We start from the raw sequence: 19,239 nt of genomic DNA, 5'->3' as shown, positions 1-19,239 counted from the left end.
AGAACTAAATGTCAGTTGTTATCCGCCTCGCTCGCGCTGGCACCAAGAAGCGTCCGGTCTACCACGTCGTCGTCGCCGACTCGCGCTTTCCGCGCGATGGCCGCTTCATCGAGCGTCTGGGCCATTTCAATCCGCTGCTACCGAAGGACAACGAAGCCCGGCTGAAGCTCGACATGGACAAGGTCAAGGCCTGGCTCGCCAAGGGCGCGCAGCCGTCGGACCGCGTCTCGCGCTTCCTCGACGCCGCCGGCGTTGCCAAGCGTGCCGCGCGCAACAATCCGGAAAAGGCCGTGCCGCGCAAGGAGCGCAAGGCCAACGCCGAAGCCGCCGGCAAGTCGGCGTAACGCGTAACGGCACGCGGCGGTGTCAGCACCGATTTGCGTCGCCCGTATCGGCGCCGCGCATGGCGTGCGCGGTGCGGTGAAGCTGTGGACCTTCACCGAAGATCCGCTGGCCGTGAAGCGCTATGGAGCGCTCACGACCAAGGACGGCGTGCGCAAATTCGAAGTGGCGACCGCCCGTGAAGCGAAGGGGCATCTGGTCGCGACGCTGAAAGGCATCGCGACCCGCGAGGAAGCCGAGCGCCTCAACGGCATCGAGCTCTATATCGCGCGCGAGAAACTGCCCGCCACCGACGAGGATGAATATTACCACGCCGACCTGATCGGGCTCGCCGCGGTCAATGTCGCCGATGAGCCAATCGGCCGCGTCACCGCGATCCACAATTTCGGCGCCGGCGACATCATCGAAATCGCGCCGCCCCACGGCGCAACCATGTTGCTGCCGTTCACCAACGCGGTGGTGCCCACCGTCGATCTCGCCGCCGGGCGCGTGGTGATCGTATTGCCGGATGAAATCGACGGCGACGATGAAACCGGGATATCGATTTAGCGCTGGTCACGGCCAACCGTTCTGACATCTGACTGTTATAAAAAACCAACGCTGTTGCACCGGTAAATTCAAAAAATACTTGCGTTCAATTTTTGTCTCGGGCACGCTTAAGTTGCCTCATTCGAGGTCGTCGGGCAATCTTTCTCGCAGTTTCCCGCCTCAACGTCACAACAGCCTCAGGGACATTCCATGTTGCGCCATGTTTTTCTGGCCACCGTCGGCTTGCTCGCCGCGGCGAGCCCGCTATCCGCCCAGACGGCAGCGCCTGGATCCCCTCCTGCCGCCGCGTCCTCCCCTGCTGTCGAAACGCCTAACGGCCCCGAACCGATGGAAGACGCGCAGACCGGCGACCACTGGACCTACGAGCTTCGCGACGACATTACCGGCGATATCAAATCGACTATCACCAATACGGTAACGGACGTTTCAGCTTCGGAGATCAGCACCCGTGTTGGACAGCTCGGCAATTCCAACTTCGGCTATCAGACTTTCGATCGCTCCTGGAATCTGACGAACAACGGCACCTGGCGATATACGCCCAATGACGGCACCGGCGTGCGGGTCCCGCTCGCGGTAGGCAACACCTGGTCCTTCAAATCCACCGATCTCAACAGCACGGCCGGCGTTAGCTGGAAACGCTCGGGGACAGCGAAAGTAGTCGCTCAGGAAAGCGTCACGACCCGCGCAGGCACATTCGACACTTTCAAAATCGAAACCTCCTTTGAAACACGAAACGTCAACGACCCGACCAAGAAATTCCAGGCTACGCAACTCGTTTGGTACGCCCCGGCAATCGATCATTGGGTGAAACGCACGTTTACATCCCGGTCAGACGGCCGCGTTCGGGATAAGAGCACGATAGAGCTGGTCGAGTATGGCCGCCGCTAGGCGGTTGGCACACGCACCGTCGTAAGAATCACGAGCCGGCCAAGAGGAAACGCAATGCTTCGCTATGCCGTTCTGGGAGTAATCAGCGTTATCGCCGGCAGCGCGTGCGCGCAATCGGCGCCCCCTGCGTCACCGCCTTCATCCTCGGCGGTCACGATTGAATCGCCCAAACCGGTTGTCGCGATGGAGGAGCCAAAACCCGGTGACCATTGGACTTTCGAGACCCATGACGAAATCACCGGAAAAATAAGCGCTACCCGCGAGAATGTTGTCACGGAAGTGACCCCGACGAATATCAGCGTAAGGGTCACGATCGTAGGAAAACCCAACGATGGCCTCAACGTGTATGACCGGTCGTGGAATTTGGTCGAGAGCCCGCCATGGAGATTTTCGCCTAACGACGGTTCGGGTATTCGATCGCCGCTCGCGGTCGGAAAGACGTGGCCCGTGCAAACCAACAATATCAACGGTACCAATGGAAACGTCTGGAAAAGATCCGGGACTTCGAAGGTTGTCGCACAGGAAACCGTAACCACCAAGGCCGGTACGTTCGATACGTTCAAGATCGAAACCGCCTTTACCGGAAGTAATCTCAACAACCCTACCGTCAAGAACGAGGTCACATCACTGACCTGGTACGCACCCGCGATCGATCATTGGGTCAAGCGGACGTTTGTCTCTCGCACCAACAAGCATCTGCTGATCAACAATACGTTCGTGCTGATTGAGTATGGCCGGGGGCAGTGAGCGACGCGCTCTCGCGCAAAGATTCTCAGGCGCATAAAGGTTCCAGCCCGTTAAATTTGCGCGACAATGGCGTTTGACGGCCCCAACAAGACGCGCCATTGGAAAGCCATGACTTCCAACGAGACGATATGGCGCGCGACCGTGCTGACGCTGTTTCCGGAGATGTTTCCGGGACCGCTCGGCGTCAGCTTGGCCGGCAAGGCGCTGGCGTCGGGACTGTGGGCGCTGGAGGCGCGGGACATCCGGGATTCCGCCACCGACCGCCATCGCAGCGTCGACGATACGCCGGCCGGCGGTGGCCCCGGTATGGTGCTGCGGGCCGATGTGCTGGCCGCGGCCATCGATGCGGCGGATGCTGTCCCCGATTGCGTAAAAGACCGCCCACGCCTGCTGATGAGCCCGCGGGGTCGGCCATTGACCCAGTCCCGGGTCATGGAACTCGCCGCCGGGCTCGGTCCGCTGATCGTTTGCGGCAGGTTCGAGGGCGTCGACCAGCGGGTCATCGCGGGACGCGCGCTCGAGGAAGTCTCGATCGGGGATTATGTGCTGTCCGGGGGCGAAATCGCCGCCTTGGCGCTGATTGACGCCTGTGTGCGGCTGCTGCCGGGGGTGATGGGAAAGCTTGCTTCCGGGGCCGACGAGAGCTTTTCCGATGGGCTACTGGAATACCCGCAATATACCCGCCCGCAGGAGTTCGAGGGCCAGCCGATCCCGGAAATCCTGCTCTCGGGGGACCACGCCAAGGTCGCAGCCTGGCGCCAGGCCGAGGCCGAGGCCCTGACCAGGGCCAAACGGCCGGATTTATGGGCCATCAAGGTCAACCAAAAACGCCCAAAAAGCACGACAGACGGGTGACAAGCCCCAGCCTTTGCCGTATACGAGCGCCAAATCCGCGCGAGCATTTTCAGGCAAAGTGGTCTCCGGTTTGCCGTCAGAAAATGCTCTAACTATTTAATTGCGCGTATTCTTTTCGCAAAACCGGACCCACTTTTACGGAATACGCGCTGATAACCGAACACTCGCGCAGCCCGCGCCGGGCGCGCCGCCGATGGAGATTTCGCGATGAACCTCATTCAACAGCTCGAAAAAGAGCAATTCGACAAACTGGCCGCCACCAAGACGATTCCGGATTTCGGACCGGGTGACACCGTGATCGTCAACGTCAAGGTGGTCGAAGGCGACCGCTCGCGCGTGCAGGCCTATGAAGGCGTCTGCATCGGCCGTTCCGGCGGCGGGCTCAACGAGAGCTTCACGGTTCGCAAGATTTCCTACGGCGAGGGCGTGGAACGCGTATTCCCTGTCATGTCGCCGATGATCGACTCGATCACGGTGGTGCGTCGCGGCAAGGTGCGTCGTGCCAAGCTGTATTACCTGCGCAATCTGCGCGGCAAATCGGCTCGCATCGTCGAGAAGAAGACGGACCGGGCGGCTGCCGTCGGCGAGTAATTCTTAGCCTCACAGGATTTGACGCAAAAAGCGCGGGCTGGCCCCGCGCTTTTTTGTTGCGGCACAGCGTCACTGCATGCCCGGGACGGCGCAATGACGCTAGCGGCAAACGCATATCGCACTTAGATACCTCATGTGTTATGAGGTTGGAATGTTTCCAGATCGCCAAACCATCGCGTCCCGCGTCGTCCTCGACGATCGCAGCCGGCTGCCCGGCCGCTTCTTCGGACGGTTCGCGACCTCGGCAACGTCAGAGCTTACGCGCGCCCTTTGATGCCGCGTCTTTGAATGTGCGCGTATCCGCGCTCACCTAATCACGAACACTATTTTGGAGCTTACGCTCATGTCCAAACCCACCACGCTGTACGACAAAATCTGGAACGACCATCTGGTTCACGAAGCCGATGATGGCACATCCCTGCTCTATATCGATCGCCATCTGGTCCATGAGGTGACATCGCCACAGGCTTTCGAAGGCCTGCGCGCCGCCGGACGCAAGATCCGCGCGCCGGAGAAGACACTGGCCGTGGTCGATCACAACATCCCGACCACCGATCGCACCAAGCCCAATCCCGATCCGGATAGCACCGAGCAGATCCGCGTGATGGCGGAGAACGCGAAAGACTTCGGCATCGAATATTTCAACGAATTCGACGTGCGTCAGGGCATCGTGCATGTGATCGGCCCCGAGCAGGGTTTTACGCTGCCCGGCACCACCATCGTCTGCGGCGACAGCCACACCTCCACCCACGGCGCATTCGGCGCGCTGGCGCACGGCATCGGCACTTCCGAGGTCGAGCACGTGCTGGCGACGCAAACCCTGGTCCAGAAAAAAGCCAAGAACATGCGTGTCCTCGTCGATGGAAAATTACCCGACGGCGTCACCGCCAAGGATATCATCCTGGCGATCATCGGCGAGATCGGCACCGCCGGCGGTACCGGCTACGTGCTGGAATATGCCGGTGAGGCGATCCGTGCGTTGTCGATGGAAGGCCGCATGACGGTCTGCAACATGTCGATCGAGGGCGGCGCCCGCGCCGGCCTGATCGCGCCGGACGAAAAGGCCTTTGCATTCTTGAAAGGCCGCCCGAAATCGCCGAAGGGCGCGAACTGGGACGCCGCGGTGCGTTACTGGGAAACGCTGCGTTCCGACGAGGGCGCGCATTTCGATCACGAGATCAGGCTCGATGCCGCCAAACTGCCGCCGATCGTCACCTGGGGCACGTCGCCCGAAGACGTGGTGTCGATCTCCGGCTTTGTGCCGGATCCCGACCAGATCGCCGACGAGGCGATACGGCTCTCGAAGCATCGCGCGCTGAACTATATGGGCCTGAAGGCGGGCACCAAAATCACCGACATCAAGCTCGACCGCGTGTTCATCGGTTCCTGCACCAATGGCCGGATCGAGGATATGCGCGCCGCGGCGAAGATTGCCGAAGGCAAAACCGTCAACGGCAACGTCAATGCGATGATCGTGCCGGGCTCCGGCATTGTGAAGGAGCAGGCGGAAGCCGAAGGCCTCGACAAGATTTTCATCAAGGCCGGTTTCGAGTGGCGCGAGCCGGGTTGCTCGATGTGCCTGGCGATGAACCCCGACAAGCTCAAGCCGGAAGAGCGCTGCGCCTCGACCTCGAACCGCAATTTCGAGGGCCGTCAGGGCTTTAAGGGCCGCACCCATCTGGTGTCGCCGGCCATGGCGGCGGCCGCGGCGATTGCCGGGCACTTTGTCGATATCCGGGATTGGCGGTAGGGGCGGGCAGTCCCTTCCCTCAACCTCGACGCATTGGCGAAGGAAGTCGTTAAACAGTTGGGAGCAGAGTTGACCTCGCGAGGAACCCGCGATGGCCGACAAATCTGAATTCGTCGATATGATCAGCGAGGCGACGCGCCAGACGCGCCGCCGTTATAAGCCACGCGTAGCCGAGGCCGAGGTCAAGGAGACGTCGCGTCTCAGTCACTGGCCGCCGGACCGCGTAGTGCAGTGGCGATTGGAAACATTGACACCCTGGAAGCTCAAATCCTGGAAGTTCAAGAACTGGGATTGAGCGCAAACGCTTCCCGATAAAAAACAGGCCCGCAAAGCGGGCCTGTCGCGTCTTGAGATCAACCCGCGCGTTTATTAACGGCGATGCCAATGGCGATGATGCCAATGGTGATGCCAGCGCACCTCCGTGACCGATCCCTGCTTCGAGCTTTCCTGGACCGCTGCGGCGGCGCCGGGATTGGCCAGCGACAGCGCCTGAGCGCGCTCGGATGGAGCAGCAATAGCGAGCAATGCGCCAACCGCGGCAAGCCCCAGAACCCTCGTCACATTCATTTACGTCTCCCATAGGTCGTTGGATGTCACGTCATCGCCGTGCGACCGAATCGAACGCACGCCGCGACGCAGACCTAAGCTGAAGTGAGCGACGTGAACGTGAAATGAATGCCTGCGCCGGGGAGAGCAATGCGCCGCGCGTGATACGGTTCCACGCCGCACCAAAACATTCACAGGATGCCAAAACCGGCCCACACTGTAATCCGTATCTTCTGCGAGCTTCCGTTACAGGAGACTTCCATGCCCCCATCTGGAAAATGGCGCCGGGTACCGCGCACCGCGTTTTTTTTAACGTCGATGACGACGGTCTTGCTTACGGTCCACACCACAGAGGCGTCGCAAGGCCCGGGCGGTGGTCCCGGCACCGCGAGCAGCTTCCTTCAACTGGCCATGGCGATTCTCGTCTATGGAACCTCGGCGCTGGTTGTCGGCAGCGGACTGGTCGGCGCGCTGCGAAAGCACTGAGAACAGCAGGTTTTAACCGCGGCGCCAGGTGCAGTTCATGCGGGGCACGATCACCGTGCCGCTTGGCCGGTATTCCTGCACGTAGGTGGCGTTGCACTCCCGTACCGCATTCCGGCCGGGGAAATACCGGGGATAAACGCCGTCGGGGTCCGCCTGATACCGCGGATAAATGCGAACGCGTTTGGCCGGCCGTCTGACCGCAGGCGCGGTCGGATCGTCCGCAGCCGGCTGCGATGCCTGCGCAATCCGCGTGCCAAGTGCGGTCTGCGCTTGCGCGGCCGCCGCAAGCGCTGAAACAACAAGCAACGAAACAAAACCTGCCAAAACCGCTATTGCCGCTGTCCTGATACGCATCTTGACGCCCACCCAAGCCTGTTGACGGCGGTACGGTCTCCGATTGCAGCGGCAACGTCAACTGTGGCTGGAGCATCTGCGAAACCCGCGCTAAACAAAGGCGATGTGGACCTCCGCGAAAGCGCCATCGCTGACCGAGATCGAAGCCATGGCGCACGAGATTTTCGAGCGCCTGCCCAAGGATTTTCGCGACCTGTGCGAAGGCGTGATCATCCGTGTCGATGATTTTCCGACCGAGGAAGTGCTCGACGAAATGCAGGCCGAAACCGAATTCGACCTGCTCGGCCTGTTCCAGGGGGTCGGCCTGCCGTTCCGCAGCCATGACGATATCGCTGGGCTGCCCAACATGATCTGGCTGTATCGCCGCCCGATCCTGGACTACTGGGCCGAGCATGACGAGACGCTGGGGCATCTCGTGCGCCATGTGCTGATCCACGAGATCGGCCATCATTTCGGCCTCTCCGACGACGACATGGAAGCGATCGAAGATGCGGCCTGATGTCGTCACCTTCTGGCATGGGCCGCTCGATGCGCTGCGGCTTCTATGCCTGAGATCGCAGGTCGCGGCGGGCCATAAAGTCACCGTCTACTCTTTCGATCCGCTCGGACAATTGCCCGACGGCGTCGGCAATGCTGAAGCCGAAGCGATCCTGCCGCATGCCTTTGCGGAACGACTGCGGCCGACCGGCCCCGATGGCGTGTGGCGCGACTGGACCACGTTGCAATTCAGCGATTTTTTTCGGATGCGGCTGATGGCGCGCAAGGCCGGGCTATGGCTCGATGCCGATGTACTGCTGCTCAAACCGATCGAGCTGGATCCCGCAAAGCCCTATTTCGCATGGGAGCGGCCGCGCCAGCTCGGCAATTCCGTGCTGTATCTGCCGTCGGATGATCCCATCGTCACGGCATTCACCGCACTGCTGCAGCAGGACGAATTGACGCCGGATTGGCTGGCCCTGCGGCACCGGCTGACCTTCGCGCTTCGCAAGCTGCGTGGCTCGCCGCGGCTCGCGGATATTCGTGTCGCGATCTTTGGTCCGGCGGCGCTGACCGCGCTTGCCCGCCGCGCCGGCGAACTACAGCACGCGCTGCCGAAGAAATCATTTTACGCGGTTCATGCCGAACCGAAATTATTTTTCGAGCCGTCGGATTTTTCAGCGCTGCTCAATGATCCCGAGATAATGGGTTTCCACGTCTCGCCCAAAGGCCGCGGCAGTCAGCCGCCGATCCCGGGAAGCCTGTATGCGTGGGCGGCGGAGAGGTTTGGCGTCTAAAACATGGTGCTCTTCCCCTCTCCCCCTGTGGGAGAGGGTGGCTCGCATCGTCAGATGCGAGACGGGTGAGGGGTATGTCTCCGCGGATAGAGACCCCTCATCCGCCCTCGCTTTGCGAGGGCACCTTCTCCCACAAGGGGAGAAGGGAATGGCAGCGTCAGCGTTTCACTAATGCCCCATCGCCGCGATCGAGTCGGCGATCGCGATCGTGCGCCGCGCCATGTCGGCGTGCAGCCGCTCCACCATCTGGCCGTCGAGCCGGATCGCACCGCGCGCGGCATTTTCCGGCAATTCGAACGCGGCGATGATCTTGCGGGCCTGCGCGATCTCTTCCGCCGGCGGTGTAAAGATCGCGTTGCAGGCGTCAATCTGGCCGGGATGAATCAATGTCTTGCCGTCGAAGCCGAGATCGCGCGCCTGCGTGCATTCCTCTCCAAAACCGTCGAAATCGCTGAAATCGCTGTAGGGCCCGTCGAGGATTTCGAGACCATACATTCGGGTCGCAAGAATGCAGTGAGTGATCATCGGGATCATCGCCGCGCGGCCTGGCATCATGCGGATCCGCGTTTCCCGCGAAATGTCATTGGGCCCGAACATGAATCCGGCGAGCCGCGTCCTGGGGTCGCGCGAAGCCGCGGCCAGTTCCTCGGCATGCAGAACCGCGCGCGAGGTCTCGATCATCGCCCAGACCCGGATCGCGGGATCCGCATCGGCCAGCCGATCGCCGATGGTTTTGAGGTCTTCCACGCTGGAAACTTTGGGAACCACGATGCCGTCGGGCCGCGCCTTGCCGGCCATGCCGATATCGTCTGTTGACCACGGCGTATCCAGCGGGTTGACGCGGATCAGGACCTCCCGCTTGCCAAATCCCTTGGCGGCGATCGCCTGCGCAATTTGGTCGCGCGCGCCGACCTTGGCTTCCGGCGCCACGGAATCCTCCAGATCCAGAATGATACCGTCGGCCGGCAGGTTACGGGCTTTTTCCAGCGCCCGGGCGTTCGATCCGGGCATGAACAACAGGCTGCGGCGCGGACGGATCATGGCTGGTTCCCTTCAATTTACTCGCTTCACGCGATAACATTTCACCCGCGGCTCCGAAAGACTTGTTCCTGTCATCGCCATATGGTTTAGCCACTGTCATGGACCTGTTTCCGCCACGACTGCTTGAGGGCTACCGGACTTTCACCTCGCAGCGGCTGCCGACCGAGCAGACGCGCTATCGCGAATTGTCCGAGCGCGGTCAGTCCCCCGAAGTGATGGTGATCGGCTGCTGCGATTCCCGGGTATCGCCGGAAGTCATCTTCGATGCCGGTCCGGGCGAGTTATTCGTGGTACGCAACGTCGCCAATCTGGTGCCGGTCTATCAGCCGGACGGCGGCGCGCATGGCGTGTCGGCGGCGGTGGAATATGCGGTTCGGGCGCTGCATGTGAAGCACATCGTGGTGCTCGGGCATGCGCAATGCGGCGGCATCCGCGCCTTCATTGATAAAATGGAGCCGCTGTCACCAGGCGACTTCATCGGCCGCTGGATGTCGATGTTCATCAAGCCGGGCGAAAAGGTCGAGCAGCGCGACCACGAGACGATGGCCGACTTCACCATCCGCATCGAGAAAGCCGCGATATTCCGCAGCCTCGAAAACCTGATGACGTTTCCGTTCGTGCGGACCGCGGTCGAACGCGGCGAGTTGCAGTTGCACGGCGCTTATTTCGGCGTCGCCGAGGGCTCGCTGTTCGTGCTCGATCACGTCGCGAAGGAATTTGTCAGCGCGCGGGAGCAAGTAAGCGGGTAGCGAATTTCCGCGCGCTACTCGCTACTGCCTATTCGGCACCATGATCGCTGCCCCAGCGATCCGACAGCGCCAGGATCAGCGCCGAGACCACGAACACCAGATGCACGCCGACCAGCCAGCCCATCTTGGTGGCATCGAAGGCGACGTCGATATTCATAAACGCCTTGAGCACCTGAATGGCCGAAATCGCCACGATCGAGGCCAGCATCTTCTGCTTGAGCCCGGCGAAATCGACCTTGGTCATCCATTCCGGCCAGTCCGGATGATCGCCGGGATCGATCCGCGAGACGAAATTCTCGTAGCCCGAGAACACCACGATCAGGATCAGATTGCCGACCAGCGACACGTCGATCAGGCTGAGCGCGCCGAGGATGATATCCGCCTCATTGGCGGAGGGCGCGATGAGGATAAACTCCCACAGCTTCTTGAAGAATTTGAACAACATCACCGCGAGGCAGATGACGAGACCGAAATAGAACGGCGCCATCAGCCAGCGGCTGTTGAACAGGATGTTTTCAAACCCGTGCTCGATGCGTTTCAGCGTCGGGTTCGGTTTATAGGGCGCCGGTTGTTCGGTCATCGCGATTCCGGCCCCGTCCGTTACACCGTTTTTAAGCCGCTTTTTTCTTGGCGCTGATCAGCTTGCGGTTGATCAGGCATTCGGCGATCTGGATCGCGTTCAACGCAGCCCCCTTGCGCAGATTGTCCGACACGCACCACAGCACGAGACCGTTCTCTACCGTCGCGTCCTCGCGGATGCGGCTGATATAGGTCGCGTCCTCGCCCGCCGCTTCATACGGCGTGACGTAGCCGCCGGGTTCGCGCTTGTCGATCACGAGGCACCCCGGCGCATTGCGCAGGATGTCACGCGCCTCATCGGCCGAAATCGGATTCTCGAATTCGATATTGACCGCTTCGGAATGGCCGACGAACACCGGCACGCGCACGCAGGTCGCGCTCAGCTTGATTTTGGGATCAAGAATCTTCTTGGTCTCCATCATCATCTTCCATTCTTCCTTGGTGTAGCCGTCCTCCATGAACACGTCGATCTCGGGGATCACGTTGAAGGCGATACGCTTGGGGAATTTCTTGTTGATCAATTCGCTGTTGGTGTAGACCGCCTTGGTCTGCGAAAACAGCTCGTCCATGGCGTCCTTGCCGGCGCCCGAGACCGATTGATAGGTCGAGACCACGACGCGCTTGATCACGGCCTTGTCGTGCAGCGGCTTCAGCGCGACCACGAGCTGCGCGGTCGAGCAGTTCGGGTTGGCGATGATGTTCTTCTTGGTGAAACCGCCGACCGCGTCCGCATTGACCTCGGGTACGATCAACGGCACGTCCGGATCCATCCGCCAGGTCGACGAATTGTCGATCACGACCGCGCCGGCGGCGCCGATTTTCGGCGACCATTCCTTCGATACCGCGCCACCCGCCGACATCAGGCAGATATCGACGTCGCTGAAATCGTAATTCTCGAGCGCTTTGACTTTCAGGGTACGATCGCCGTACGAAACTTCGACGCCCATGCTGCGGCGCGACGCCAGCGCCACGACTTCGTCAGCCGGGAATTTGCGCTCGTCCAGAATGTTGAGCATTTCCCGCCCGACATTGCCGGTCGCTCCGACCAGCGCGACTTTGTAACCCATCGTTCACTCTCCGAAGAAAAATCCCTCGCCCCCGTGTCCAGCGGAAAGGGAAGAGGCAGCGCTTCTATGCGAGAAACGCCCTTAAGACAACGTTAGACTGGGGTGCCGCTCGCCGGTGCCCGGTAGCGATTTGGGCGTTTGATGCGATCGTTTTGGGCCACCCCTGCCAATCCCGGTTATCGGACCAGCATTCACCCCGCGCTGACCAGCTTTGCCGACGAATGCGCCGGCATGCTGGCGCGTCTGGTTGCCTATGTGGGGGCTCTGGCGTTGCTTGCCATCGTCGGGCTCCATCTTTGGGACGAATTGCCGGCGGCTGCCACCACGGAGCCGGCGCCGAAGCCGGGCTGGAGCCTGGCTTCGCGTTCGCACCCCGCCTTCGCGGTCAATCCACTCGATAATCAATATAAAACAGAGGCTTACGAGATATTTCGACACCCTGAAGGAGGGCGCAGGGATGTTCTGCGTTGGACGACTCAAGAAACGGCTCAATACGAAAAGCCGGTTGCGGAACTCGAAATCTACCGGCCCGGCGGTGAATTCAGCCCCTCCGACGCCCCCGGCGCCGAAATCGCGGCCCGGATGGAAGGCGACTACCAGGGCATGCAAGGGTCGGAGGCGGCTGGGGTCATCGACAGCAAGTTCGGCCCGGTGGCGTTGCTTCGTCTCGACGGAAATGCGGACGGAGCCAAATCTTGCCTCGGCTTTATCAAACGCCTCGGCGATCCCCTGCTGCAGATATCCGGCTGGACCTGCCAGGGCGACGGAATACCGGCCCGGCGCGCCGCGATCGGCTGCATGCTGAACCGTCTGATCCTGCTCACGGCTGGAAATGAACCGAAATTAGCCGAATTGTTCGCCCGGGCGGAGTTGAAGCGCGGCAACTGCAGCGCGGCGAGCCCCTCGGCCCCCTCTGCGGATTGGGTGACCGGCACCGGGAATCCCCTGTTGCGCGGCCCGCTCTGATCGGCGCCCGCACTAAATGGCAGGACTAAGGCGCTGGCTTTTATGCGACTTTTTCGTCACCCACGCATTTATTGTGATGCAGTGTGGCCCGATTGACCTTGTGACGACGGACCCCCGGCAGCTAAAATGACCCCTAATCGGATTTGGCGATCTGCCAGCCCTATGAGGACGTGATGACTTTAAAATCCCCCGCCGTAAAAAGGCTTCTGGTTGTGCTGGCGGCTGCCGCCGTTGTCGTGATCGGCTTCGACGCGACACAGGCCAGCGCACAACAAACCCGGAAGCTCGACAAGAACGGCCGTCCTTACTATGGCCCGACCGGACCCAACGTGTCCTATCAGCAGGGCCCGCACACCCGGGTCTTCATCACCAAGCGTTCCTGGCTCGACGCCGGCGTCGAGGTGCTGCCCGGCGACCGCAAGTTCACCGACTACGCATATCCCCCGGATGTCGGATATCCGTCATTCGCGCGCGAGAACAACAATCGCCCGATCGACCGCCAGCCGCTTAGCTCGCCCTCTGATTTGGGCGGATACCCGACGCGGATCCCGATCCCGTATTGATCGGGTAGCCCAAAGCCACTCTATGTCGTCCCTGCGAACGCAGGGACGACCAATCGCTTGGGGCCTTACCCGTGCAGCGTCTGCAATTCCTTCAGGATCGCCTCGCCCATCTGTGAGGTCGAGACGGCTGTCGTGCCTTCGGATTTGATATCGGCGGTACGCAGGCCGTTGGCGAGCACCGCGGCGATCGCCGCGTCGACCTTGTCGGCGAGCGTGCCCATATCGAACGAATAGCGCAGCGCCATTCCGAATGACGAGATCATCGCAATCGGATTGGCCAGGCCCTTGCCGGCGATATCGGGCGCCGAGCCATGCACCGGCTCAAACAGCGATTTACGCTTCTTGGTTTTGACATCGACCTCGCCGAGCGAGGCCGACGGCAGCATGCCGAGCGAGCCTGTCAGCATCGCGGCGATATCCGAGAGCATGTCGCCGAACAGATTGTCGGTCACGATGACATCGAATTGCTTGGGCCATTTCACCAGGTTCATGCCGCCGGAATCGGCCAATTGGTGCTCGAGCTGCACGTCCTTGTATTCGCGCGCATGGACCTGGGTGACGACCTCGTTCCAGAGCACGCCGGACTTCATGACGTTGCGCTTTTCCATCGAGGTCAGTTTGTTGCGGCGCTTGCGCGCCAGATCGAATGCGACCCGCGCGATGCGCTCGATCTCATAGGTATCGTAGACCTGGGTATCGATGGCGCGCTTCTGGCCGTTACCGAGATCGGTGATGGTTTTGGGCTCGCCGAAATACACCCCGCCGGTGAGCTCGCGCACGATCATGATGTCGAGGCCTTCGACCACGTCGCGCTTCAGGCTCGAGGCTTCCGCCAGCGCGGGATAGCACACCGCGGGCCGCAGATTGGCGAACAGGCCGAGATCCTTGCGCAGCCGTAACAGCCCGGCTTCGGGGCGCGCTTCATAGGGAACGCTGTCCCACTTCGGGCCGCCGACCGCGCCGAAGATCACGGCATCGGCGGCTTGCGCGCTCGCCATGGTCGCATCGGTGATGCTGAGCTTGCTGGCATCATAGGCGGCGCCGCCGACCAGTCCCTGATCGGTCTCGAAATGCGCGATGCCCTGCGCGTTGAGCCAGTCGATCAGGCGCTTCACCTCCGCCATCACTTCGGGGCCGATGCCGTCGCCGGGGAGAAGCAGCAGTTTTTGGGTCGCCATGGGAAGGATCCTCCAACTCGTCATGGCCGGGCTTGTCCCGGCCATCCACGTCTTGATTTTGATTGCACCGAAGAAGCAAGGACGTGGATGCCCGGCATAAAGCCGGGCATGACGGCCCATTTCGCTGCGCGCGGGATTGCTAGAGCGGCGTTGCGCAAATGGCAAGACACCATTGCCGCTGCCGTCCTGTGCAAGCGCCCGCAACCCTGCCACAGTCACGAACTCCTGCCGGAGAATCCCGTGAAAACCCCCGATCGTCACGTGCCACCTGCGCATCCCGCGCGGCTGATCCTGATCCTGTCGCTGGCGCCGACAGTGGGTCTTGGTATCGGCCGTTTCGCCTATTCGCTGGTGCTACCGGACATGCGCGACACGCTTGGCTGGTCCTATTCCGCCGCGGGCTTCATGAATACGATCAATGCCGCCGGTTATCTCGCCGGCGCGCTGATAACCTCGAAACTGATCGCGCGCTTCGGGCTGGCGGCGACCGTGCGCTGGGGAACCCTCGCCAGCGTGCTCTCGCTGGCGCTCTGCGCGCTGTCGGGAAATTTCTTCATATTGAGCTTTGCGCGACTGCTCGCCGGGCTCGGCGCCGCCGCCGGATTCGTGGCCGGTGCCGCGCTGGCGGCAACCATCGCGCAGTCGCAACCGGCCCGGGCGAATTTCCTGCTCAGTCTGTTTTACGCCGGACCCGGGCTCGGCATCGTCGCGTCGGGACTGGTCGCACCGTTCGTGCTGCAGGCTTTCGGGCCGGGATCGTGGTGGATCGTGTGGTGGGCGATGACGTTGCTTGCGGTTGCGATGACCGTGCCGCTGCTGCTCGCGCCGATCGATGCCGCGGCTGGCGTCGTCACCGAGGGATCAGCCAGGTTCGCGCTCAAGCCGGTCGTGATTTATATCGCCAGCTATTTTTTGTTCGGCGCCGGCTACATCGCCTACATGACGTTCATGATCGCCTATGTGCGCGACGCCGGCGGCGGCGCGGTGGCGCAGAGCGCCTTCTGGTGCCTGATCGGATTGAGCGCATTCGTGACCCCATGGCTGTGGCGCCGCGTGCTGGCGCGCGACAGCGGTGGGGTCTCCACCGCAATCATCCTTGGCGCCAACGCGCTGGGCGCGGCACTGCCGCTGTTCGGGCATTCCCCGCTGTTGCTGGCGATTTCGGCGCTGGTGTTCGGCGTAGCGTTCTTCGCGGTGGTGGGATCGGTGACCGCCTTCATCCGCTTCAACTGTCCCCCGGCGGCATGGCCGAACGGCATTGGGTCCATGACCATCGCGTTCGGCATCGGCCAGACGCTGGGCCCGATCGCGGTCGGCGCTGTCACCGACGCGTTCGGCAGCCTGTCCTATGCGTTGAACGTTTCCGCGGCGATGTTGGCGGTGGGAGCAGTAGGTGCGGCGTTTCAGAAGAAACTGGGGAGGACGTAGGGTGGGCAAAGGCGCGTTTGCGCCGTGCCCACCGAAAGTCTTTTGATGTCTCTGTGATGGTGGGCACGCTGCGCTTTGCCCACCCTACGTAGGACTTCTTCAGCTTCCGCTGAATGAATTATAGCCCTGGTCTTCCCAGTAGCCGCCCTTGTAGTCGTTGGTGACTTCCATCGAGACGACATATTTCGGGTTTTTGAATCCGAGCTTGGTGGGCACTCTGATCTTCATCGGAAAACCATAGGCCCGCGGCAGAATTTCATCGCCGAATTTGAAGGTCATCTGGGTCTGCGGATGCAATGCGGTGCGCATATCGAGCGGCGAGTTGTAACCCTCCCGGTCGGCGCATTGGAACCAGCAATATTTGGCGCGGGTATCGGCGCCGACTAATTTAAGAAAATCGCGCAGCGGCGTGCCGGTCCAGCTTCCGATCGCGCTCCAGCCCTCGACGCAGATATGGCGCGTGACCTGCTTGACCTGCGGCAGCTTGTAGAGCTCCTCCAGCGTCCATGACTTCTTGTTCTCGACAAGGCCCGTAACTTCGAGCTTCCAGTCCTTGCCGTCGATCTCGGGCGCGTCGTCGATCTCATAATAGGCGTTGAACGGAAACGGCTTGGTGATCGCGCTTTCCGGAAAGGTCGGCGCCAGCGCATCGGGATTAAACATCAGCGCTTGCACGCCGTCATTGAACTTCGAGACTTTCTTCAACATCTCTTCGGCCGAAAAACTGTTCGATACGTCACAGCCGGTCAACATTGTCAGTGCACCGAAACTCGCACCGCCCGCGATAAAGCGGCGGCGCGCCAGATCCGGCATCGTCTTCACTGCGTCGCGAACCAGCAATTGCTTGTCGACGCCTGGGATTAGAAGCGAGCGAAGGCGGCCCATAATATTCTCCTGAAGTTTTTCTAGCGGCCGATGATCATGGCGCGCAGGCTTTTGGGCACCAGCACGGCGAGGGCGACATGAATCACCATGAAGGCGACAATCGCCGCCATGCAAACGAAGTGAACGTAACGCGCAATGTCATAGCCGCCGAACAGCGCTGTCAGCCACTGCAACTGGACCGGCTTCCAGATCGACAATCCCGACAACACAATGAGAACGCCGACGATGATGATGCCGGTATAGAGCAGCTTCTGCACCTGATTGTATTTCGACAGATCGTCATGCGACAGCTTGCCGGTCAGCGCGGCCTTGGTGTCGGCGAGCACGCCTGACGGCGAGATCGGCAGCAGTTTCCTGGCGAAGCGCCCGGTGGCGAAACCCAGCGTCAGATAGATCAGGCCATTGACCATCAGCAGCCACATCGCGCCAAAATGCCAGAGCAGCGCGCCGCCGAGCCAGCCGCCCAGCGTAACCGAGGGCGGAAACGAGAACTTGAACAGCGGCGAGGCGTTGTAGACCTGCCATCCCGACATGATCATCAGGATGATCGCGACCGCATTGATCCAATGCACCAGGCGGACCCAGGCCGGCTGAATCACCGTCTTCCTGGCGGCTGGTATGGAATGCTCGTCGCTGGCGGTCAGGCTGGACATGACAGTTCCCATGGCGGTTTCGTCGCTGACGGTGGATACCCTGATATACGCCGGGAACCGGCGCCGCGTTACTACTATGACCCCGGTCCGATCGATACATTTCGGGCCGAGCGGTCACAAAAAAGCGAGCCGGGTTGCCCCGGCTCGCTATGCGTATCCCGAAGGGGACGCGATCGGGAAATGGGCTGGATTACGACGCCGGCATCAACACGGTGTCGACGACATGGATCACGCCGTTCGACTGATGGACGTTCGAGATCGTCACCGTCGAAGAACCGCCCTTGGCGTCGACGATCATGACCTTGCCGTCAGCCTTCTTCACGGTCAGCTCTTCGCCTTCAACGGTCTTGAGCTTCTTGCCATCGGTCAGGTCGGAAGCGTCAAGCTTGCCCGCCACCACATGGTAGGTCAGGATCTTGGTGAGGGTCGCCTTGTTCTCGGGCTTCACCAGAGTGTCGACCGTGCCGGCCGGCAGCTTGCCGAACGCCGCATTGGTCGGCGCGAAAACCGTGAACGGGCCTTTGCCTTCCAGGGTGTCGACCAGACCGGCGGCCTTCACCGCCGCAACCAGCGTGGTGTGGTCCTTCGAATTAACCGCGTTCTGGATGATGTTCTTGGAAGGGAACATCGCGGCACCGCCGACCATCACGGTCTTCTCCTGGGCGCTGACCGGCGCAACGATGACGGACGTCAGAGCCAGCGCGCTGAAGGCAACGGCGGACAAAAATGCGATACGCTTGGACATGGAAACGTCTCCCGAATGAGTGTGCCAGCGGATGTCCGCCGGGCGATTGAGGGGCTCAACAACGACGCTGTCTGTTTTTCTGTGACTGCGTCGCTATTGAGCCGAGTTACGGGAGGTTTCAGGGCCGGTTTCAGGGAATAAATTTTCGCGCGCTTGAAACCTTTCTCGACGTCGGCCGTGCGTGAACTTCCGTTAAAATCTTAACGTCGCGCCTGCGTTGCTAATCCCGGCTCCCGGGAGTCTGCAGAAACCCCCGGTTCCATGTCGGGCTGATCAGGATTTCATTCATGCAGACTCGCGGCGGCATGCTGGCGACAAAGGCGATGGTGCGGCCGAGATCTTCGGGCTGCAGCATTTTGGCCTGCTCTTGTTCCGAAGGCACCACCGGCCGCAGTTTCAGGATCGGCGTTGCGACCTCGCCGGGCGACAGGCAGCACGCCCGCAAGCCGTTGGCGCATTCATCCATGTTGAACGAATGGGTCAGCGCCAGCACCGCATGCTTGGTGGTGGTGTAGGCAGGACCCGGCATTTTCGAAACGTGACGACCGGCCCATGAGGCGACATTGATGATGCAGCCGTCCTGCTGTGCCCGCATCGCCGGCAGCACCGCGCGCATGCAATACAACACGCCGTTGAGATTGATCTCGACCAGCCGGTCCCAGCCTTCCAGTTCCATATCGGCCCAGCTGCGTTTGGGCACGTTGATGCCGGCGCTGTTGACCAGAAGATCGATGCGACCGTGCTTGGCGAGAATCTGCTCGGCGGCTTTGTTAACGTCAGCAGCCTTGCTGACGTCGAGCGCAATCGCCTCGGCCTTGCCGCCGCTCCCGTTAACCTTCGCCACCACCGCGTCCAGGGCCTCCTTGCGGCGTCCCGAAACCACCACGGTCCAGCCGTCGGCCGCCAGCGATTCCGCACCGGCTTCCCCAATCCCGCTGCCGCCCCCCGTTATCCAAGCTACGCGTTTCCCGTTATTTGACATGCAAACTGTCTCCGTTGCTTT

The 19,239-nt window shown here is 61.3% G+C and carries 26 protein-coding genes; 16 read left to right on the top strand and 10 right to left on the bottom strand.

Annotation, left to right across the window (positions count from 1 at the left end; all coding sequences use genetic code 11):
* Positions 1–8 precede the first annotated feature (8 nt).
* The 9 genes from rpsP to HB676_RS01975 all read left to right on the top strand — a co-directional run bounded on the left by rpsP (position 9) and on the right by HB676_RS01975 (position 6,017).
* A complete protein-coding gene (gene rpsP / locus HB676_RS02010) occupies positions 9–344 on the top strand; it encodes a 30S ribosomal protein S16 (protein ID WP_213735964.1) in 336 nt (111 codons plus the stop codon).
* Between the two features lie 19 nt (positions 345–363).
* The gene (rimM, locus tag HB676_RS02005; RefSeq protein ID WP_213735963.1) at positions 364–891 is read left to right on the top strand and encodes a ribosome maturation factor RimM; all 528 of its coding nucleotides are present in this window, start codon (positions 364–366) and stop codon (positions 889–891) included.
* A 189-nt stretch (positions 892–1,080) separates the two neighbouring features.
* A complete protein-coding gene (locus HB676_RS02000) occupies positions 1,081–1,779 on the top strand; it encodes a hypothetical protein (protein ID WP_213735962.1) in 699 nt (232 codons plus the stop codon).
* Between the two features lie 54 nt (positions 1,780–1,833).
* Entirely contained in the window at positions 1,834–2,526 is a 693-nt protein-coding gene (locus HB676_RS01995; RefSeq protein ID WP_213735961.1) for a hypothetical protein, read from the top strand.
* A 108-nt stretch (positions 2,527–2,634) separates the two neighbouring features.
* On the top strand, positions 2,635–3,381 hold the full coding sequence (trmD, locus tag HB676_RS01990) for a tRNA (guanosine(37)-N1)-methyltransferase TrmD (protein ID WP_213735960.1): 747 nt from the start codon (positions 2,635–2,637) through the stop codon (positions 3,379–3,381).
* Positions 3,382–3,588: 207 nt separating this feature from the next.
* Entirely contained in the window at positions 3,589–3,972 is a 384-nt protein-coding gene (gene rplS / locus HB676_RS01985) for a 50S ribosomal protein L19 (protein ID WP_213735959.1), read from the top strand.
* Positions 3,973–4,123: 151 nt separating this feature from the next.
* Positions 4,124–4,246 (top strand): hypothetical protein, encoded by a 123-nt coding sequence (locus HB676_RS34010; protein ID WP_275944902.1) that lies wholly within the window; start codon positions 4,124–4,126, stop codon positions 4,244–4,246.
* A 69-nt stretch (positions 4,247–4,315) separates the two neighbouring features.
* On the top strand, positions 4,316–5,722 hold the full coding sequence (gene leuC, locus HB676_RS01980) for a 3-isopropylmalate dehydratase large subunit (RefSeq protein WP_213735958.1): 1,407 nt from the start codon (positions 4,316–4,318) through the stop codon (positions 5,720–5,722).
* Between the two features lie 91 nt (positions 5,723–5,813).
* On the top strand, positions 5,814–6,017 hold the full coding sequence (locus HB676_RS01975; protein ID WP_213735957.1) for a hypothetical protein: 204 nt from the start codon (positions 5,814–5,816) through the stop codon (positions 6,015–6,017).
* Between the two features lie 74 nt (positions 6,018–6,091).
* Here HB676_RS01975 and HB676_RS01970 read toward each other — a convergent pair whose 3' ends face one another.
* Positions 6,092–6,289: a hypothetical protein gene (locus HB676_RS01970; RefSeq protein ID WP_213735956.1), complete on the bottom strand. Its 198-nt coding sequence runs from the start codon at positions 6,287–6,289 to the stop codon at positions 6,092–6,094.
* A gap of 240 nt (positions 6,290–6,529) precedes the next feature.
* Here HB676_RS01970 and HB676_RS01965 point away from each other — a divergent pair, with 240 nt between their 5' ends.
* Positions 6,530–6,754: a hypothetical protein gene (locus HB676_RS01965; protein ID WP_213735955.1), complete on the top strand. Its 225-nt coding sequence runs from the start codon at positions 6,530–6,532 to the stop codon at positions 6,752–6,754.
* Between the two features lie 12 nt (positions 6,755–6,766).
* On the opposite strand, the gene HB676_RS01960 is transcribed toward HB676_RS01965, so the two are convergent.
* The gene (locus HB676_RS01960) at positions 6,767–7,060 is read right to left on the bottom strand and encodes a hypothetical protein (RefSeq protein ID WP_213735954.1); all 294 of its coding nucleotides are present in this window, start codon (positions 7,058–7,060) and stop codon (positions 6,767–6,769) included.
* Between the two features lie 151 nt (positions 7,061–7,211).
* Here HB676_RS01960 and HB676_RS01955 point away from each other — a divergent pair, with 151 nt between their 5' ends.
* A complete protein-coding gene (locus tag HB676_RS01955) occupies positions 7,212–7,607 on the top strand; it encodes a metallopeptidase family protein (RefSeq protein ID WP_213735953.1) in 396 nt (131 codons plus the stop codon).
* Positions 7,597–8,382 carry a capsular polysaccharide synthesis protein gene (locus tag HB676_RS01950; RefSeq protein WP_213735952.1) on the top strand — a complete coding sequence of 262 codons (786 nt, stop codon included), beginning with the start codon at positions 7,597–7,599 and terminating at the stop codon, positions 8,380–8,382. The genes HB676_RS01955 and HB676_RS01950 overlap by 11 nt, the downstream gene beginning before the upstream one ends.
* 168 nt (positions 8,383–8,550) lie before the next feature.
* On the opposite strand, the gene HB676_RS01945 is transcribed toward HB676_RS01950, so the two are convergent.
* Complete coding sequence (locus HB676_RS01945) at positions 8,551–9,423, bottom strand: CoA ester lyase (RefSeq protein WP_213735951.1); 873 nt, start codon at positions 9,421–9,423, stop codon at positions 8,551–8,553.
* Between the two features lie 98 nt (positions 9,424–9,521).
* On the opposite strand from HB676_RS01945, the gene HB676_RS01940 reads away from it, so the two are divergent.
* Positions 9,522–10,172: a carbonic anhydrase gene (locus HB676_RS01940; RefSeq protein ID WP_213735950.1), complete on the top strand. Its 651-nt coding sequence runs from the start codon at positions 9,522–9,524 to the stop codon at positions 10,170–10,172.
* A gap of 28 nt (positions 10,173–10,200) precedes the next feature.
* Here the strand turns inward: HB676_RS01940 and HB676_RS01935 are convergent, their stop codons facing one another.
* Entirely contained in the window at positions 10,201–10,752 is a 552-nt protein-coding gene (locus HB676_RS01935; protein WP_213735949.1) for a TIGR00645 family protein, read from the bottom strand.
* A gap of 31 nt (positions 10,753–10,783) precedes the next feature.
* On the bottom strand, positions 10,784–11,818 hold the full coding sequence (locus HB676_RS01930; protein WP_213735948.1) for an aspartate-semialdehyde dehydrogenase: 1,035 nt from the start codon (positions 11,816–11,818) through the stop codon (positions 10,784–10,786).
* Positions 11,819–11,959: 141 nt separating this feature from the next.
* Here HB676_RS01930 and HB676_RS01925 point away from each other — a divergent pair, with 141 nt between their 5' ends.
* Positions 11,960–12,784: a hypothetical protein gene (locus HB676_RS01925; RefSeq protein WP_213735947.1), complete on the top strand. Its 825-nt coding sequence runs from the start codon at positions 11,960–11,962 to the stop codon at positions 12,782–12,784.
* A gap of 173 nt (positions 12,785–12,957) precedes the next feature.
* Positions 12,958–13,347, top strand: a complete 390-nt coding sequence (locus tag HB676_RS01920) for a hypothetical protein (RefSeq protein WP_213735946.1) — start codon at positions 12,958–12,960, stop codon at positions 13,345–13,347.
* Positions 13,348–13,412: 65 nt separating this feature from the next.
* Here the strand turns inward: HB676_RS01920 and leuB are convergent, their stop codons facing one another.
* Positions 13,413–14,525: a 3-isopropylmalate dehydrogenase gene (gene leuB, locus HB676_RS01915; protein WP_213735945.1), complete on the bottom strand. Its 1,113-nt coding sequence runs from the start codon at positions 14,523–14,525 to the stop codon at positions 13,413–13,415.
* A gap of 240 nt (positions 14,526–14,765) precedes the next feature.
* On the opposite strand from leuB, the gene HB676_RS01910 reads away from it, so the two are divergent.
* A complete protein-coding gene (locus tag HB676_RS01910) occupies positions 14,766–15,953 on the top strand; it encodes a YbfB/YjiJ family MFS transporter (RefSeq protein ID WP_346347235.1) in 1,188 nt (395 codons plus the stop codon).
* A gap of 99 nt (positions 15,954–16,052) precedes the next feature.
* Here HB676_RS01910 and HB676_RS01905 read toward each other — a convergent pair whose 3' ends face one another.
* From HB676_RS01905 to HB676_RS01890, 4 genes are all read right to left on the bottom strand, one after another.
* Positions 16,053–16,838 (bottom strand): molybdopterin-binding protein, encoded by a 786-nt coding sequence (locus tag HB676_RS01905; RefSeq protein ID WP_213735944.1) that lies wholly within the window; start codon positions 16,836–16,838, stop codon positions 16,053–16,055.
* A gap of 20 nt (positions 16,839–16,858) precedes the next feature.
* On the bottom strand, positions 16,859–17,491 hold the full coding sequence (locus HB676_RS01900) for a cytochrome b/b6 domain-containing protein (protein WP_213735943.1): 633 nt from the start codon (positions 17,489–17,491) through the stop codon (positions 16,859–16,861).
* Positions 17,492–17,681: 190 nt separating this feature from the next.
* Positions 17,682–18,236, bottom strand: coding sequence for a fasciclin domain-containing protein (locus HB676_RS01895; protein ID WP_213735942.1), 555 nt, complete (start codon positions 18,234–18,236; stop codon positions 17,682–17,684).
* A gap of 220 nt (positions 18,237–18,456) precedes the next feature.
* Positions 18,457–19,218, bottom strand: a complete 762-nt coding sequence (locus HB676_RS01890) for an SDR family oxidoreductase (RefSeq protein WP_213735941.1) — start codon at positions 19,216–19,218, stop codon at positions 18,457–18,459.
* Positions 19,219–19,239 lie beyond the last annotated feature (21 nt).

The organism is Bradyrhizobium sp. dw_411, assembly GCF_018449695.1.
Taxonomy (GTDB): Bacteria; Pseudomonadota; Alphaproteobacteria; order Rhizobiales; family Xanthobacteraceae; genus Bradyrhizobium.
This window is presented reverse-complemented; position numbering and strand designations above follow the sequence as displayed.

Coding starts and splice junctions, on each gene's coding strand:
- rpsP (WP_213735964.1), top strand. CDS start 9: ATGTCAGTTGTTATCCGCCTCGCTCGCGCTGGCACCAAGAAGCGTCCG.
- HB676_RS02000 (WP_213735962.1), top strand. CDS start 1,081: ATGTTGCGCCATGTTTTTCTGGCCACCGTCGGCTTGCTCGCCGCGGCG.
- HB676_RS01995 (WP_213735961.1), top strand. CDS start 1,834: ATGCTTCGCTATGCCGTTCTGGGAGTAATCAGCGTTATCGCCGGCAGC.
- trmD (WP_213735960.1), top strand. CDS start 2,635: ATGACTTCCAACGAGACGATATGGCGCGCGACCGTGCTGACGCTGTTT.
- rplS (WP_213735959.1), top strand. CDS start 3,589: ATGAACCTCATTCAACAGCTCGAAAAAGAGCAATTCGACAAACTGGCC.
- HB676_RS34010 (WP_275944902.1), top strand. CDS start 4,124: ATGTTTCCAGATCGCCAAACCATCGCGTCCCGCGTCGTCCTCGACGAT.
- leuC (WP_213735958.1), top strand. CDS start 4,316: ATGTCCAAACCCACCACGCTGTACGACAAAATCTGGAACGACCATCTG.
- HB676_RS01975 (WP_213735957.1), top strand. CDS start 5,814: ATGGCCGACAAATCTGAATTCGTCGATATGATCAGCGAGGCGACGCGC.
- HB676_RS01970 (WP_213735956.1), bottom strand. CDS start 6,289: ATGAATGTGACGAGGGTTCTGGGGCTTGCCGCGGTTGGCGCATTGCTC.
- HB676_RS01965 (WP_213735955.1), top strand. CDS start 6,530: ATGCCCCCATCTGGAAAATGGCGCCGGGTACCGCGCACCGCGTTTTTT.
- HB676_RS01955 (WP_213735953.1), top strand. CDS start 7,212: ATGTGGACCTCCGCGAAAGCGCCATCGCTGACCGAGATCGAAGCCATG.
- HB676_RS01950 (WP_213735952.1), top strand. CDS start 7,597: ATGCGGCCTGATGTCGTCACCTTCTGGCATGGGCCGCTCGATGCGCTG.
- HB676_RS01945 (WP_213735951.1), bottom strand. CDS start 9,423: ATGATCCGTCCGCGCCGCAGCCTGTTGTTCATGCCCGGATCGAACGCC.
- HB676_RS01940 (WP_213735950.1), top strand. CDS start 9,522: ATGGACCTGTTTCCGCCACGACTGCTTGAGGGCTACCGGACTTTCACC.
- HB676_RS01935 (WP_213735949.1), bottom strand. CDS start 10,752: ATGACCGAACAACCGGCGCCCTATAAACCGAACCCGACGCTGAAACGC.
- HB676_RS01930 (WP_213735948.1), bottom strand. CDS start 11,818: ATGGGTTACAAAGTCGCGCTGGTCGGAGCGACCGGCAATGTCGGGCGG.
- HB676_RS01925 (WP_213735947.1), top strand. CDS start 11,960: ATGCGATCGTTTTGGGCCACCCCTGCCAATCCCGGTTATCGGACCAGC.
- HB676_RS01920 (WP_213735946.1), top strand. CDS start 12,958: ATGACTTTAAAATCCCCCGCCGTAAAAAGGCTTCTGGTTGTGCTGGCG.
- leuB (WP_213735945.1), bottom strand. CDS start 14,525: ATGGCGACCCAAAAACTGCTGCTTCTCCCCGGCGACGGCATCGGCCCC.
- HB676_RS01905 (WP_213735944.1), bottom strand. CDS start 16,838: ATGGGCCGCCTTCGCTCGCTTCTAATCCCAGGCGTCGACAAGCAATTG.
- HB676_RS01900 (WP_213735943.1), bottom strand. CDS start 17,491: ATGTCCAGCCTGACCGCCAGCGACGAGCATTCCATACCAGCCGCCAGG.
- HB676_RS01895 (WP_213735942.1), bottom strand. CDS start 18,236: ATGTCCAAGCGTATCGCATTTTTGTCCGCCGTTGCCTTCAGCGCGCTG.
- HB676_RS01890 (WP_213735941.1), bottom strand. CDS start 19,218: ATGTCAAATAACGGGAAACGCGTAGCTTGGATAACGGGGGGCGGCAGC.